This is a genomic window from Cupriavidus sp. 22TCCZM04-2 (genome assembly GCF_057798895.1).
This window is the reverse complement of sequence record NZ_JBYOJS010000002.1, coordinates 16689-31730: the sequence shown is the minus strand read 5'-3', so window position 1 is coordinate 31730 and position 15042 is coordinate 16689. Positions and strand designations below refer to the sequence as shown.

Annotated in this window: 16 protein-coding genes and 1 pseudogene; 2 read left to right on the top strand and 15 right to left on the bottom strand. The window is 67.7% G+C overall.

The window, feature by feature from the left end; all coding sequences use genetic code 11:
- Positions 1-6 precede the first annotated feature (6 nt).
- On the top strand, positions 7-1197 hold the full coding sequence (pcaDC, locus tag AC3FKG_RS03485; protein ID WP_483713226.1) for a bifunctional 3-oxoadipate enol-lactonase/4-carboxymuconolactone decarboxylase PcaDC: 1191 nt from the start codon (positions 7-9) through the stop codon (positions 1195-1197).
- A gap of 1 nt (position 1198) precedes the next feature.
- On the opposite strand, the gene AC3FKG_RS03480 is transcribed toward pcaDC, so the two are convergent.
- Positions 1199-2086, bottom strand: a complete 888-nt coding sequence (locus AC3FKG_RS03480; protein ID WP_488742433.1) for a helix-turn-helix domain-containing protein — start codon at positions 2084-2086, stop codon at positions 1199-1201.
- Positions 2087-2210: 124 nt separating this feature from the next.
- Here AC3FKG_RS03480 and pobA point away from each other — a divergent pair, with 124 nt between their 5' ends.
- Positions 2211-3380 carry a 4-hydroxybenzoate 3-monooxygenase gene (gene pobA, locus AC3FKG_RS03475; protein WP_483713228.1) on the top strand — a complete coding sequence of 390 codons (1170 nt, stop codon included), beginning with the start codon at positions 2211-2213 and terminating at the stop codon, positions 3378-3380.
- Here the strand turns inward: pobA and cobA are convergent.
- The 14 genes and pseudogenes from cobA to AC3FKG_RS03405 all read right to left on the bottom strand — a co-directional run bounded on the left by cobA (position 3359) and on the right by AC3FKG_RS03405 (position 15019).
- Complete coding sequence (cobA, locus tag AC3FKG_RS03470) at positions 3359-4135, bottom strand: uroporphyrinogen-III C-methyltransferase (protein ID WP_488742432.1); 777 nt, start codon at positions 4133-4135, stop codon at positions 3359-3361. The genes pobA and cobA overlap by 22 nt on opposite strands.
- Positions 4136-4167: 32 nt before the next feature.
- A complete protein-coding gene (locus AC3FKG_RS03465) occupies positions 4168-5676 on the bottom strand; it encodes a cytochrome D1 domain-containing protein (RefSeq protein ID WP_488742431.1) in 1509 nt (502 codons plus the stop codon).
- Entirely contained in the window at positions 5673-6836 is a 1164-nt protein-coding gene (nirJ, locus tag AC3FKG_RS03460) for a heme d1 biosynthesis radical SAM protein NirJ (RefSeq protein WP_488742430.1), read from the bottom strand. Before nirJ ends, AC3FKG_RS03465 begins: the two co-directional genes overlap by 4 nt.
- Positions 6837-6845: 9 nt before the next feature.
- Positions 6846-7349 (bottom strand): siroheme decarboxylase subunit beta, encoded by a 504-nt coding sequence (ahbB, locus tag AC3FKG_RS03455; RefSeq protein ID WP_483713233.1) that lies wholly within the window; start codon positions 7347-7349, stop codon positions 6846-6848.
- A gap of 6 nt (positions 7350-7355) precedes the next feature.
- Positions 7356-7811: an Lrp/AsnC family transcriptional regulator gene (locus tag AC3FKG_RS03450; RefSeq protein ID WP_483713234.1), complete on the bottom strand. Its 456-nt coding sequence runs from the start codon at positions 7809-7811 to the stop codon at positions 7356-7358.
- Positions 7808-8791 (bottom strand): siroheme decarboxylase subunit beta, encoded by a 984-nt coding sequence (gene ahbB, locus AC3FKG_RS03445; RefSeq protein ID WP_488742429.1) that lies wholly within the window; start codon positions 8789-8791, stop codon positions 7808-7810. Before ahbB (AC3FKG_RS03445) ends, AC3FKG_RS03450 begins: the two co-directional genes overlap by 4 nt.
- A 17-nt stretch (positions 8792-8808) precedes the next feature.
- Entirely contained in the window at positions 8809-10050 is a 1242-nt protein-coding gene (locus AC3FKG_RS03440; RefSeq protein WP_488742428.1) for a cytochrome D1 domain-containing protein, read from the bottom strand.
- Positions 9996-10301 (bottom strand): c-type cytochrome, encoded by a 306-nt coding sequence (locus AC3FKG_RS03435; RefSeq protein WP_483714447.1) that lies wholly within the window; start codon positions 10299-10301, stop codon positions 9996-9998. The genes AC3FKG_RS03440 and AC3FKG_RS03435 overlap by 55 nt, the downstream gene beginning before the upstream one ends.
- A 29-nt stretch (positions 10302-10330) precedes the next feature.
- Complete coding sequence (locus tag AC3FKG_RS03430; RefSeq protein ID WP_488742427.1) at positions 10331-10636, bottom strand: c-type cytochrome; 306 nt, start codon at positions 10634-10636, stop codon at positions 10331-10333.
- A gap of 55 nt (positions 10637-10691) precedes the next feature.
- Positions 10692-12359: a cytochrome D1 domain-containing protein gene (locus AC3FKG_RS03425; protein ID WP_483713239.1), complete on the bottom strand. Its 1668-nt coding sequence runs from the start codon at positions 12357-12359 to the stop codon at positions 10692-10694.
- Between the two features lie 211 nt (positions 12360-12570).
- Positions 12571-12955 (bottom strand): annotated as a pseudogene (locus AC3FKG_RS03420) (putative zinc-binding protein).
- A gap of 24 nt (positions 12956-12979) precedes the next feature.
- On the bottom strand, positions 12980-13531 hold the full coding sequence (gene mobB, locus AC3FKG_RS03415; RefSeq protein ID WP_483713241.1) for a molybdopterin-guanine dinucleotide biosynthesis protein B: 552 nt from the start codon (positions 13529-13531) through the stop codon (positions 12980-12982).
- Positions 13532-13536: 5 nt separating this feature from the next.
- Complete coding sequence (locus tag AC3FKG_RS03410; RefSeq protein WP_488742426.1) at positions 13537-14229, bottom strand: carbonic anhydrase; 693 nt, start codon at positions 14227-14229, stop codon at positions 13537-13539.
- 37 nt (positions 14230-14266) lie between these two features.
- The gene (locus AC3FKG_RS03405; protein WP_488742425.1) at positions 14267-15019 is read right to left on the bottom strand and encodes a peptidylprolyl isomerase; all 753 of its coding nucleotides are present in this window, start codon (positions 15017-15019) and stop codon (positions 14267-14269) included.
- Positions 15020-15042: the final 23 nt, after the last annotated feature.

Genomic DNA, 15042 nt, shown 5'->3' with positions numbered 1-15042 from the left:
ATCGCATTGCCCTATCTCGACCACGCCGGCGCCCGGCTTTTCTACACGGTGGATGGCCCCGACAATGCGCCGGCCATCGTCTTCTCGAACTCGCTCGGCACGGACCACACCATGTGGCAGCCGCAGGCCGAGGCGCTGGCCGGACGCTTCCGCGTCGTGCGCTATGACACGCGCGGCCACGGACGCTCAACCGCGCCCGGCGATGCCTTCACCATGGATCAGCTTGGCGGCGATGTGCTTGCCATTCTGGATGCCCTCGGTATCGCGCAGGCTGCGTTCTGCGGTGTGTCGATGGGCGGCCTGACCGGCATGTGGCTGGGCGTGCATGCGCCCGAACGCTTTCCAAAGATCGTGCTGGCCAACACTGCCGCGAAGATCGGCAATGCCGAGGGCTGGAACACGCGCATCGACAGCGTGCTGCGCGACGGCATGGGCATCATGGTGGAGCCGTCGATCGAGCGCTGGTTCACCCCGGAGTTTGCCGCGGCCGCCAGTCGCGCACTGGACCCGCTGCGTGCCGTGCTGGCCGCACTCGATCCACGTGGCTATGCGGCCAACTGCGCCGCGGTGCGCGATGCCGATTTCCGCGAGGCCGTGCGCACGATCAGCGTGCCGGTGCTGGTGATCGCGGGCAGCCATGACCCTTCCACCACGGTGCAGGAGGGCCGCGACCTGACCGCCGCGATTCCCGATGCGCACTTCGTTGCACTGCCGGCCGCGCATATCTCCAACTTCGAACAGCCGGGCCGCTTCACCGCCGCATTGCTCGATTTCATCGTTGGCCGTCTGCCGGTCACCGACGATCACGCCCGCTACGAAGCCGGTCTTTCGGTGCGGCGCGACGTGCTGGGCAGCGTCCACGTCGACCGCTCGCTCGCGCGCCTGACGCCGGTGAACGAGGAGTTCCAGAACTTGATCACGCGCTACGCGTGGGGCGAGATCTGGACCCGCGAAGGCCTGCCGAGGCACACGCGCAGCCTGCTGACCATCGCGATGATGGTGGCGCTGAACCGCTCGGAAGAACTCAAGCTGCACCTGCGCGCCGCGGCCAATAACGGCGTGACGCGAGACGAGATCAAGGAAGTGCTGCTGCAGGCCGCGATTTACTGCGGCGTGCCGGCCGCCAACTCGGCATTCCACATGGCCGAGGAAGTCTTCGCCGCGATCGACGAGGCCAACCGCAGGCCGCAGGCCTGAGCTATCGCGTGGCGAACGCCGGCAGCCGGGCGCGCCCCGACTGCCGGAACCCGGTCGGCGTCTGCCCGACCTGTTTCGCGAAGAAGCGCGAGAAGTAAGCCGCATCGGCAAAGCCCAGCGACAACGCAATGTGCTTGACCTCCAGGTCGCTGAACAGCAGGTCGCGCTGCGCCTGCGCCAGCACCCGGGCGTGGATCATCTGCAGCGCCGACTGGCCCGCCATCTGCCTGCAGATGCGGTTGAGCTGCGTGGCCGTAATGCCGATGTCGTCAGCGTAGTCGCCAATCTCCCTTTGTTCGCGATAGCCGGACTCCAGCAATTGCTGGAACTGCTGGAAATGCCGCGCCGGCCGGCTGTTGCTGCGCGCGGCGGCCGGCGCCGAGGCATCGGCCAGCCGCGCAATGCCGATCAGCACCACGGTCAGCAGCGCTGACAGTGCGGCCCCACGCCACGCGGACACGCTTTCCATCTCGCCCCGGAACAGCCCCAGCGCATCGGCCAGTGCGCCGTCGCGCCGCACCGGTTCATGGAGCGGCCGCTCGAACAGCGCCAGGGTATCGGGCACGCCGGCCAGCAGCGTGCGCAGGTGGCTGTCCGTCATGGTCACGACGATGCCATCGGTATCGGGCCGGAACACGAAGCCGTGAATGTGCTGCGGCGGCACCATGACCAGCGAGCCGCTGCGCAGCGCCTCACGCCGCTCCTCCAGCAAGGCTTCCCCGCCACCGGCATGGATGTACAGAATTTGCAGGAAGCGCTCATGCCGGTGCGGTTGGATCTCCCAGCCGTGCAGCTTGCTGCGCTGCGCAATCGACTCGAAATGCAGCTGGTCCAGCAGCGGCTCCGACGAACTGGTGCCGTACAGCGAATAGGAGGGAACGGGCTTCACGACGGGATCCGTGTTTACCAGCAATGTTCGGATTGTCCTGTTCTTGGTTCGATCTGTCCATTCCGGAATGCCTGCCCGGCCGCTATCTTTCCTCCCATCAGAACAACGCATACGGAGACAAGCCATGCGCACCCAGGTTGCCATCATCGGCGCCGGCCCCGCCGGTCTTTTACTCGGGCAGTTGCTTGCGCGCTCGGGCATCGACAACGTCATCGTGGAGCAGCGCAGTCCGGCCTACGTGCTGGGTCGCATCCGCGCCGGCATCCTGGAAAGCGTGACGGTCGATGCACTGGAGCGCGCGGGCGTGGCGGCGCGGCTGCATGAAGAAGGGTTGCCGCACGACGGCATCGAGCTGTCGTTCAACGGCGAGCGCCATCGCATCGACCTGCACGCGCTGACCGGACGCAGGGTCACGGTGTACGGCCAGACCGAAGTCACGCGCGACCTCATGGCCGCGCGGCAGGCAGAGGGCACGACGACGATCTATGAGGCATCCGACGTGAGCCTGCACGGCTTCGATGGGTCGCGGCCGCTGGTGCGCTATCGCAAGGACGGCGCTACGCACGAGATCGAGTGCGACTACATCGCGGGCTGCGACGGCTTCCACGGCGTCAGCCGGCAGAGCGTGCCGGCCGCGTCGACGAAGCTGTTCGAGCGGGTCTATCCGTTTGGCTGGCTCGGCATCCTGTCGGACACGCCGCCGGTCGCCGACGAACTGATCTACGCCAGCCACGAGCGTGGCTTTGCGCTGTGCAGCATGCGTTCGAAGGCGCGCAGCCGCTACTACGTGCAGGTGCCGTCGACAGAGCGGGCCGAAGCCTGGTCCGACGCGCGCTTCTGGGATGAACTGCGCTGCCGGCTGGACCCGCAAGCCGCCGAGTCGCTGGTGACCGGCCCTTCGATCGAGAAGAGCATTGCGCCGCTGCGCAGCTTTGTGTGCGAGCCGCTGCGCTTTGGCCGGCTGTTCCTGGCCGGCGACGCCGCGCATATCGTGCCGCCGACCGGCGCCAAGGGCCTGAACCTTGCCGCGAGCGATGTGCTGTACCTGGCCGATGCGCTGGCCGCGCGCTATCAGCGGGACGACCCGCGTGAGCTCGACGGCTATTCGGAGAAGTGCCTGCGCCGCATCTGGAAGGCGGAGCGCTTCTCGTGGTGGATGACGTCGCTGCTGCACCGCTTTCCGGATGCCGACGCGTTCTCGTCGCGCATCCAGCAGGCCGAACTCGATTTCCTGATCAGTTCCGAAGCAGCGCGCAAGGCGCTGGCCGAGAACTACGTCGGATTGCCGTACTGAGGCGCTGGCGCGCCGCGTAGGGGCGCGAGGCCCGGCGCATCGGCCAGCACCGCGCCGATCATGATCACCGCGGGGCTGGCCAACCCCGCATCGAGCGCCTGGCCGAGCGTGGCAAGCGTGCCGGTCCAGCACTGTTGCCCGCTGCCGCCGGCATGCATCACGACAGCGGCGGGCATGTCAGGGTGCATGTCCGCAGCAAGCAGCGCGTCGCGGATCGCCGCCAGCCGGCTCATGCCCATGTAGATCACCAGCGTGGTGCCGCTGCCCGCCAGGGCGCGCCAGTCAGGGCTGCCGTGGTCGCTGGTATGCGCGGTGACGAAGCTCACGCCGTGGCAATGCGCGCGATGCGTCAGCGCCACGCCCAGTGCCTGTGCAGCCGCCTGTCCGCTGCTGATACCGTTCACGACCTCGACCGGCACGCCATGCGCGCGCAGGAATGCCGATTCCTCGCCGCCGCGCCCGAACATCAGCGGATCGCCGCCCTTGATGCGCGCGACTTCCTTGCCTGCCAGCGCGTGCATCAGCGTGAGCTGCTGGATGCGATCCTGGCTGACCGAGCAGCGCCCGCCGCGCTTGCCGACCCATTCGACATGCGTGCCGGGACTGGCGTGGCACGCCATTTCCGGCGACACCAGGTCATCGACCAGCCAGACCTGCGCCTGCGCGAGCACGCGCGCCGCGCGCACGGTAATCAGGTCCGGGTTGCCGGGGCCGACGCCGACCAGCCATACCCTGCCGGGCTTGAGGGGGTTCATTACGAGTCCTTTCTTTGCGCAGGGCTACCGCCTCAATGGCTGGTGCCGGACGAGCGCGTGGTCTTGTTGAATACGTTGTACTTGCCGATGGGCTTGTCCATGGGCAGGCGCTTGACCTCGCGCAGCGTGCGCGCGTCGTACACCACGATGGCGCCATCGCGCTCCATCAGGCTGACGAGCGCATAGCGGCCATCGCGCGTGAACTCCACATGGGCGGCCGTGCGGCCGGGGCTCGGCGTGACGCTGCCCACCACGGCCAGCGTCTGCTTGTCGATCAGCTGCAGCGTGTCGCGCTTCGGGCTCATCATCGCATCGGCCCACGCGTAGGGCGTGTTCTCGTGGCTGCGCAGGAAGAAGCCCGGGCCGTTGGTCGGCACCGTGGCGATGGTCTGCCAGCTGCGCATGTCGATCACGCTGATGCGGCCCTGCTTGAGGTTGGGCGACGCCATGACCTCATGGCCGTCGCGCATCCACGTGATGCCGCTGCCCAGATGCGGCATGCCGGACAAGGCCAGGTCCGCGACCTTGCGGCCGAGCGTGAGATCGACCACCTGTCCGCCGCCATCGCGCGATGCGCCCAGGATGTGCTGGTATGACTGGTCGAAGTAGAAATCGTCGAGCACATCTTCCAGCGCGATCCTCCTGGCCTCCGGAGTCGTGCTGTTTGCCGTGCCGGCATACGGGATCTCCCAGACTTCCGGAATGTCCTTGAGCGCCACGATGAAGCTGTGCCGCGGTGCCGCATCGTAGACGGCGGATACGCGCGAGCCCTGGCCGTCGCGCCCCCGCACGTCGATCACCTTTGCCAGCGACAGGTCATCGGCGCGCAGCAGCACCAGCGTCCGCGGCAGGGTGTTGCCGGCCAGCACCCACTTGCCGTCGTCGCTCACTGCCACGTTGCGCGTGTTCAGGCCGACGCGGATCTCCGCCGTGAACGTCAGGTTCCAGAGGTCGTACTTGCTGACCCAGCCGTCGCGGCTGGCCATGAAGACATAGCGGCCATCCTGGCTGAACTTGGGGCCGCCATGCAGCGCAAAGCGCGTGCGGAAGCGGTGGATCGGCCCCAGGCGGTCGCCGTCGAGCACGCTGATATGGTGGCTGCCTGCCTCGACGACCAGGAACAGGTTGGCGGGATCGGCGCGAAACACGGGCCTGGCGGGGAGACTGCCCGATGCGTGAGTCACGATATGGCTGCCGCCAATCTCCGCGTCGGTCCACCTCGGCAAGGTTGCCGGAGCGGTGCGCAGCCAGTCCGCCAGGCCAGCCAGCTGGACGTCGTCGAGTTCGCCTGCGAAGCCTTGCATCTGCGTTGCCGGCCGGCCTTCGCGCAGCACGGCGGCCAGCTCGGCCGGACGCAGCCGTTCAAGGCTCTCGGGCAACAGCGCGGGCCCCATCGCGCCAAGGCGGTCAGCGCCATGGCAGGCGGCGCAATGCTGCCGATACAGCGCGGCCGGGCCGGCCACGTCCTCGGCCCCGAAAGCCGGTGTCTGGAACGGGACAGCCAGCAAGGCCGCCGCAAGCCATCGCAATAGCTGGTTCATGCGGCCGCCTCCGCGCCAAGCGGACAGGCAAGCTCCTCGTCCGTCAGGTAGCAACCCGGGTCCGCTGCCCACGGGTTGCCGGTGATCGCCGCCGCACGCACGCGCGTATTGCCGTTGCAGATCCCGACCTGCGCGCAGGCCGCGCAGCGTCCCTCCAGCGGTCGCGGCGACGCGGCCAGGCCCGCCATGAGCGGGTCACTGCGATCGGCCCAGATGTCGCCGAACGCGCGCTCGCGCACATTGCCAAGCGTGATGTGCCACCACATCGTGTCGGGATGGACGTTGCCGAGATTGTCGATGTTGGCAACGCCGACGCCCGTCGCATTGCCGCCCCAGTTAAGCAGGCGCGCACGCATGTCGGCCAGCCGGCGCGGCTCGCGGCGCGCGATCCAGTGCAGCAGGTAGACGCCGTCGGCATCGTTGTTGCCAGTGACGAAGTCACCCGCGTGGCCTTGCCGCGCGCGCTCCCACACGTGGTCGAAGAGCCAGTCGAGCGCGGTACGCGTGGCGGCGTGCCGCGCATCGTCGGCGCGGTGGCTGCGGCCGCGCCCCGCGTAGTTGAAGTGGGACAGGTAGAACTTGTCGATGCCCTCGCTCTCGGCCAGCGCCACCAGGGCTGGCAATTCGCTCGCATTCTGCTCCGTCAGCGTCATGCGCACGCCCACGCGCAGCCCTGCATTGCGCGCCGTGCGCAGGCCGCCGAGCGCCTGCTGGAAGGCATCGTCGCTGCGGCGGAAGCGGTCATGCGTGGCCGGCAGGCCGTCGAGGCTGACGCCGACATAGTCGAAGCCGCAGGCGGCCAGCCGCGCGGCGTGGCCAGCATCGAGCAGCGTTCCGTTGGATGACAGGGACAGGTGGAAGCCCAGCTCGCGCGCCCGCGCCGCGATGGTGTACAGATCCGCGCGCAGCAGTGGCTCGCCGCCGGACAGGATCAGGGACGGCACGCGTGCGGCCTTGAGTTGATCCAGTACATCCAGCGCTTCGGCCGTGCTCAGTTCGCCCTTGAAGTCGGTGTCTGCCGAGGTCGAATAGCAGTGCTTGCAGTTGAGGTTGCAGCGCCGGATCAGGTTCCAGATGACGACCGGGCCGGCCGGCTTGCGCGGCGCGGGCACGGGGCCGCCATCGCGCAGCGCTTCCATGAATCGGGACAGGCGGAACATGCTGACTCCCTATGACTCTGTATTGGCCGGCGGCAGCCGCAGGCCGGTTTTCTTGAGAATGCGCGTGGACCACAGCACGTCGTGGGCGCGGCAGGATGTGCCGAGCACGGCGCCAATCCGGGCCACCAGCGGCATGGCTTCCTCGCGCGTGTGGGCATGCACCATGGCGAACAAGTTGTATGGCCATAGCGGCAGCCGACGCGGGCGGCGGTAGCAATGGCTGACGAAAGGCAGCGTGCCGATCCGTTCGCCGAGCACGTCGATGCATGCGTCATCCACGTCCCAGACCGTCATGCCGTTGGCACGCCAGCCCAGCGCATAGTGGTTGGGCACGGCAGCGATGCGGCGCAGCGCGCCGCTCGCATGCATGGCGCCAAGGCGCGCAATGACTTCGTCCTCAGTGATGCCAAGTTGGCCAGCTACAGCGGCATAGGGCGCGTTGACGAGTGGCAGGCCGTCCTGCGTGGCGCGGATCAGCGCGCGATCGATGGCATCGTGGGCAGGCAGCGTCATGGCGGTTCAGGCCGGCAGGTAGAGGTTGACGAAGTACTCGCGCTCTTTCGGGAACGGCAGGATCTCCACGTCCGCATCGTGGCTGATGCGTTGCAGCGCGGGCCCCACGTCTTCCGGGCGCGGCACCGCCAGCACGAACCACAGGTTCAGGTGATGCGTGCGCGCGTAGTTGTGCGCGACCTCCGGATGGGCGTTGATGGCGGCGATCACGGCTTCGAGCCGGTCTTCCGGTGCGTGGCACGCGCATAGCACGAAGCGGCCGCCGGCACGTTCGATCTGGAACAGCGGGCCGAAGCGCGTCAGGATGCCGGCGTCCAGCAGGGCCCGCAGGCGTGCGAGCAGGGTGGTCTCGTCGATGTCCAGCGCCAGCGCCGCATCGGCATAAGGCCGGGGCGTCAAGGCAAGGCCGCGCTGCAGCCTGTTGATGATGCGGCGGTCGAGCGCATCCGGGACGAAGCTCATGAGGACTCCTGCTGCAGCGCATAGCGCGTGTTGCGCTGCTTGTAGCAGTGCGTGCCGACCAGTACCGCGCTGCGCATCTGCGCCAGGCCGACCTGCTCTTCGACATGCCCGAGCGTGGCCCGCATGGTCTGCGCGTCGCGTGCGTGGATCATGGCGAACAGGTTGTAGGGCCACTCCGGCAGGCTGCGTGCGCGGCGGTAGCACAGCGTTACGCCGGGCATGCGCGCCAGCCTGATACCGAGCGCATCGGCACGGCTTTCCGGCACGTCCCAGACGCACATGGCGTTGTGCCGGTAGCCGAAGCGCCCATGATGCAGGACCACGCCGAGCCTGCGGATCACGCCGCTTTCGCTCCACTGCGCCAGGCGTTCGAGGATGCGGTCGAGCGGAATGCGCGAACGCAGGGCCAGCGTGTGGAACGGCTGCGGCGCGAGCGGCAGCCCGGCTTCTAGTTCAGCGATCAGGCGCCAGTCGTCGGCATCCGGCTGGACCGGCGCAGGCGCCTTCACGGCGCGGCGCGGACGGCGGACCCGGCCTTCTCGCAGCGAAAAGCCGAGGTCGATGTGGTACTCGCGCTCCATCGGCAGATCGAGCGGCGTCAGGCTGGTTTTCTTGGCGATGTCCGCCAGCACGCCATCGAGCGCATAGCGGTCTCGCGCGCCCGCCACGAACCACAGGTTGTGGCGATGTCCTCTTCGCGCATAGTTGTGGCTGACCGCGCTGCAGGTGCTGACGCATGCAGCGACGCGGTCGAGCTGCGCCGGTTCCACCGCCAGCGCGCCAAGCGTGCTGACGCCGATGACGTTGGGCGCGAACACCGCGCCGATGCGGCTGATGCGCCCGGCGCCGAGGTCCCGCGCGAGCAGGCTCAGCAGGTCGTGTTCGCACAATCCGAGTTCACCAGCCAGCTTGCGGTACGGGCGCGGGTGCAGCGGCAGGTCGCGCTGGAGCCGGTCATAGAGCAGGGCTTCGTCGTACATGGCGATCCTGCTGCGGGTTACATGCCGAAGCGCTGGGCGCGCACGGTAAAGAAGATGCCGCTCGGGTTGTCGGCAGGCAGCGTGGCCAGGCGCGCGAAGGTGGTGGTGTCGTAGACCTCCACGCGGTTGTCGTCGCGGCAAGACAGCCACACGGCTTCTCCCTTGGGCGTGAATTCCATGTGCAGCACGCCGCGGCACGGGCGCATGGTGCGCACAACCTGCCGCGTCGCCGTGTCGATGATCTGCACGGTGTCGTTGTTCGGGAACGCAAAGTTGACCCAGACCTGGCGGCCATCGGGCCGCGCCATGACAAAGACCGGCTGGCCGGCCAGCGCGACCCGCGCCGCTTCGCTCCAGCCGCGTGCCGGGTCGGCGACCAGGACCTCGTGCCGTCCTATCGCCGGCAGCCATGCCATGCCTTGCGCCATGGCCCAGCCGCGCAGGTGCGGCATCTTGTAGACCGGCAGCGGCGCGGTGCCGCGTCCATAGCCGGAGAGAATGCGCTGTGCCGTGGGCGGGGACTGCCACAGGTCCACCAGGGACAGCCCGTCTTCTCCGAACAGGCCAGCCAGGTACCAGCGGCCATCCGGCGTGACCAGGCCGTCGTACGGCTCGCGGCCCGCGCGCAGGCGCGTGACCTGCGGCTGGCGCGGGTCGTTGACGTCGATGATCCAGATCTCGCCCGATTCGAACAGGCTGGCTGCCAGCCGTCGCCCCGGCAGGTCGGCCAGGCCCACGACCTTGGAGCGCTTGCCGTCTTCGCCAATGGCAGGAATGTCCGCAAGCGGCTCCAGGGTTGCCGCGTCGAACAGGCGGATGCCGCCCGGCGCATAGTTCTGGGCGGCGACAACGCGGCCGTCCTGCGTGATGGCGCCGCCGATGCTGTTGCCCGCCTGCATGACGCGGCTTGTCACGCGTGCCTGCAGCAGGTCCACGCGCGACAACCCGCCATCGCGCCCGAAGACATAGGCGAAACGGCCGTCGCGCGAGAACGCCACGCTGGCGTGCGACAGGTCGCCCAGGCCACCCACAGTGGCGAGTTGCGTCATGCCAGTGGTCTCCACGACCTGCATGCGGCCGGCGGCGCGTTCGATGATGACGCCGAGATCGCCGGTGCCGCGCAGCGGCGTCGCGCAGCCCGCGACGAGCACGACAGCCAGGAAACCTGGCAACAGGCGCTTCAGTGCCTGCCTGGCAGTGCGGGCTACCTGCCTGAAACGGCCGGCGCTTGTCCGGCCTGCAATCGTTCGATCAGCCATAAGGCTTCGTCTTGCGTCATGAAGGGTTGCCAGGGCGGCATGGCGGTGCCGGGCCGGCCCTGCAGTACGGTGGCCACCAGGCCGTCGCGCGGCTTGCCTGCGAGCGCATCGGCGGTCAGCGGCGAGCCGAGCCCGCCTTGCAGCGTCATGCCATGGCAGGCGCCGCAGTCGTCGCGCAGCAGCCGCGCGAGTTCAGCGCGCCGCGCAGGCGCCGGCTCCGCTGCGACGGCCACCGTGGCGGCCACCAGCATGCCGAGTGCGACGCTGCGCGCGAGGGCGGCTAAAGCGTCAGCGCCCATTTGGCGAGCTTGTCTGCTTCGGCGTCGGTCACCTGATTGGCGGGCATGGGCACTGGTCCCCATTTGCCGCTGCTGCCTTTGAGGATCGAGCCGGCAAGCTGCGCGGCAGCGTCCTTGCCGCCCTTGTACTTTGCCGCCACGTCCTTGAAGGCCGGACCGACGAGCTTCTTGTCTACGCTGTGGCACGCCATGCAGGCTTTGCTGGCGGCAAGTTCGGCGCTGGCGTGGGCCACCGCGGGCACCAGCACGCACGCGGCCGCCGCGATGAGGATTCGGATGGATTGCATTGTCTGGCTCCGGAGGCCGCGCGCAAGGGCTTTGCCTTGCGCGCCGCACGCACGATCAGTAGATGTCGTGCTGGGTGTTGTACGCGTTGAACTTGCCGGTCGGCGTGACCAGGCGCGGGTCCTTGATGACGGTCTTCAGCTTGCGCGTCTTGTCGTCGACCACCACGAGTGCGGACTCGCCGTCCTTGGTGCCCCAGATGGAGAACCACACCTCATCGCCGGCCTTGTTGTACTCGGCTTGCACCACGCGCTTGGCGCCTTCGCCCTTCAGGTTGGCCCACTCGGCCACCGGCAGCACCTGGAAGCCCGCGTCGAGATTGCGCGTGTCGAACACGGCCACCGACTGGTTGAGCTTGGCATCGGGGTTCAGCGGCGTATCGACCCACAGGTTGGACGACTTCGGATGCGTCTTGATGAAGAGCGAACCCCCGCCCTGGCCCTTGACCGTCTGCACCACCTTCCACGCCTGCGCCTTGTGGGCGACGGGGTCGGTACCGATCAGGCTGATGGTCTCGTCGCCGAGATGGCTCGTGGCCCAGACCGGCCCGAACTTCGGATGCACGAAGTTGGCACCGCGGCCCGGGTGAGGTGTCTTGCCCACGTCGATCAGCGCGGCGAGCTTGTCGTCCCTGGTGTCGACCACCGCGATCTTGTTCGACGCGTTGGCCGCCACCATGAAGTACCGGCCCGTGGCATCGAAGCCGCCGTCATGCAGGAACTTGGCGGAGTCGATGGTGGTGGTCTTCAGGTTGTTCAGGTCGGCGTAGTTGACCATCAGGATCTTGCCGGTCTCCTTGGCGCTGACAACGAACTCGGGATGGAAGTGGCTGGCGACGATCGACGCCACGCGCGGCTCGGGGTGGTACTCGTTGTCCACCGTCATGCCGCGCGTCGACACGACCTTGAGCGGCTTGAGCGTGTCGCCTTCCATGATCACGTACTGCGGCGGCCAGTAGGAGCCCGCCACGGCGTACTTGTCCTCGTAGCCCTTGTACTTCGACGTCTCCACCGAACGGGCTTCCAGGCCGATCTTGACCTCGGCGACGATGTCGGGCTTGGGCAGCCACAGGTCGATCAGGTCCAGGCGTGCATCGCGGCCTATCACGTACAGGTAGCGGCCCGAAGCGGACATGCGCGAGATGTGCACCGCATAGCCCGTCTTCACGATGTTGATGATCTTCTTGCTGTCGCCATCGATCAGCGCCACCTCGCCGGCATCGCGCAGCGTCACCGAGAACAGGTTGTCCAGGTTGTACTGGTTCATCTTGCGCGTCGGACGCTTGGCCACGGGCATGATGTCCTTGCGGCTTTTCTCCATGTCCGCCAGCGAGAACTCCGGCGGCGTCGGGGGATCAAGCTGGATGTAGCGGGCCATCAGGTCGACCTCGGTATCGGACAGGTCGCCCGACGTGCCCCAGTTCGGCATGCCGGCAGGGCTGCCGTACTTGATGAAGGTCTTCAGGTATTCGCTGCCACGTGCGCGTGTGATGTCCGGTGTGAGCGGCTTGCCGGTAGCGCCCTTGCGCAGCACGCCGTGGCAGCCCGCGCAGCGTTCGAAGTAGATCTGCCGGGCATGGTCGAATTCGGCAGGAGTCAGGTTGGGTGCCGACGCGGTCGGCGGCGTGGCAGGCGCCGCTGCCGTTGTATCCGCGCTGGCCTGGCTCAGCCAGAGGGATAACGGCAAGGCCGCGAGCGCGGTGAACCTCCAGGATTTCGCTTTCATAGTGCTGCTCTTCAGCGGTTGGGGAAAGCTGTTATGCCGGCTTGTTGTGAGGCTTGCTGCACCGGCTGTCAGGGAGATCATCGTGAAGATTGCGCAGTACCGGGTTGACTGTCGTCAACGAGGAAGAGCGCTGCGGCCTATAGCCATACTGTCCTTGGGGTTGCTGTCGTGCGCGTCGTCGCTATCGACGCTTCATGCAGCCATGCATTCGCTAAATGGCGGCAGAAATTTCTGCGAGCGCTTGCTCGACAACCTCCCACGTGGCGCTCTCTTCGGCTGCGGTGCATTCGCCATGCTGCCGCTTGGTGGCACCGAGCCGGTTCAGTACGAGATGCCTTGCGGGCACGACATCGACGCTGGCAAGGCAAGCCTTCACGCATGCGAGGGGGGCAGCCGTCCAATGCGAGGATCGGTCGGCCGGAGCGCGCCACCCGCGTCAGTGCAGCGACACCGCCGCCCACGCCGCTGATGCAGGACATCTCCGCGCGGCCACTGCGGTCCAGGCGGATGGCGAAGGCATTGGCGAGCTGCGCGACGCTGGAGCAGCCCGAGCAGGCATAGACCAGCGGCAGGCTGGCCGGTGTGGAGTGGGACATGGTGGGGCAGGACGGTTTACGCAGTCACGCTGCGACGCTGACAAGCTGAGCTGTCTGGCGCGGTTCGCGACGGACGCCGCGGCTTGCGCGCAGCGCGAGGATGTACAGCACTACCGCCGTCGGATCATTCAGCGGCAGGCAGGGCAGCGTGGCATCGGTGGGTGCATCGGTGGCCAGCGCGATGATGGACGGGTCGCGCGGGTAGTAAGGTTCGCGCCCGTGGGCGGGACGGAAGACTTCGATGCGTGGTATGGCGTCGCCGCGGAAGCCCTCGACCAGCGTCAGGTCGGCTGGCGACAGCCGCGCGAGCTGTTCCGCCAGCGTGGGCTCTTGTTCTCCATGCAGTTCGCGCACGATGGCGTAGCGATAGGGCGAGGCCACCATGACCTCGTTCGCACCCGCCGCGCGAAAGCGCGCGCTGTCCTTGGTGGGCGGCTCCAGTTCGAGCGGATGGTGGCTGTGCTTGACCACGTTGACGCTCAGGCCGTGAGAACGGAACCAGGGCAGCATGGCGGTGATGAGCGTGGTCTTGCCGCTGCCCGATGAGCCGGCAATGCCGATAACGAATCCTTGCATGATCCTTAATTCTTCGCAGGTGAGTTTTCGCGCCCGAGCGGGCAGACGAGTGGCAGGAAGCCGTCGGCGCGCTGCGAGTACGCGAGCAGCGCGCCAGCTTCCAGGTCGAAGTACCAGCCATGCAGCGTGAGCTGGCCGCGTTCCAGCTCGCGCCGCACGAATGGAAAGGTTTCAAGGTTGCGCAGCGACACCAGGATGGCGGCCTGCTCGCAGGTGCGCTGGCGTTGCGCGGCGCTGGCGCTGGCGAGGGTCTCATCGACGTGCCGGCGCGCGGGGCTGGCAATTCGCACCCACGGGCCGATGAAGTCCTTGCCGGCTGGTGCCTCATCGTGGCCGGCATCGGCCGGCTGCGCCAGCAAGGCGCGGATACCGCCGCAGCCGGCATGGCCCATCACGATGATGCGGGCAACGCGCAGTTGCTCGACAGCAAACTGGATCGCGGCGGATACCCCGTGAAGGCTGCCTTCCTGGCTACCGGTGCACGGTGGCACCAGGTTGCCGATATTGCGCACGGTGAACAGTTCGCCGGGGTCGCATCCCAGCAGCAGGGCCGGGTCGACGCGTGAATCGCTGCAGCCGATCAGCAGTGTCGGCGGACGTTGCCCGTCGCGCAGCGTGTCGAACAGCTCGGGCTTGTCCTCGAAGTAATGCTGCTGGAAGCGTTCGAAGCCTTTCAGCAGACGTTCAATCTCGTGCATGCCAGCGGGCTCCCGGAAATGATGGCGCCAGATGGCGCTATTGGACCAACGGACTGTCGGCGCCGTCGAGTTCGATGCCGGTGATGCTGGCGCGGCCGATCAGCAGGCTGGCGTACTGCTTCCAGGCGCGGTCGCGGGCGGCATCCGACAGCGCGCGGGCGATGTCCGCGCGCACCATGTCGAAGGGCAGGCGCGTGCCGTCGCAGCGGTCCAGCACGCGAACGATGTGCAGGCCGAACCGCGATTCGACGAGCTGCGGCATCAAGCCCTGCGCCTGCGCGGCGAAGACCGCGCGTTCGAACTCCGGTGCCGTCTCGCCGCGGAACACACGGCCGAGGCGGCCGCCGCCGGCGCCGCTCGGGCAGTTGGACAAGGCGCTGGCGTGGCTGGCAAAGGTCGACGGGTCGCCCTTGATCAGCGCGAGCGTCTGCTGCGCGATCTCGCGCAGCGCGTCGAGCGGCACGCGCGGCGTGACCTGGAACAGGATGTGCTCGAGCTCGACCCACTCGCCTTCGCGGAAGCGGTCGGGACGGCTGTCGTAATGGCGGCGGCAGCTGCTCTCCTCAGGATCGGGAACGGGTGCCTCCTGCATGAGAAGGGCTTGCGCCACGGCGTCGTCGTCCATGTCGCCGCGGGCGATACCGAGGCGTTCGGCCTCGGTGCGCATCAGGCGGCGCAGGATGGCGGATACCGTTGCCATGTGCGCCGGATTGCCCGCGTCGTGGTGGTGGTCCAATTCGCGTTCGATGTCGGCGTCGGTCAGTTCTACGCCGTTGACGGTGACTGGCATGGTGTTCTCCGGTTTCGATGCGC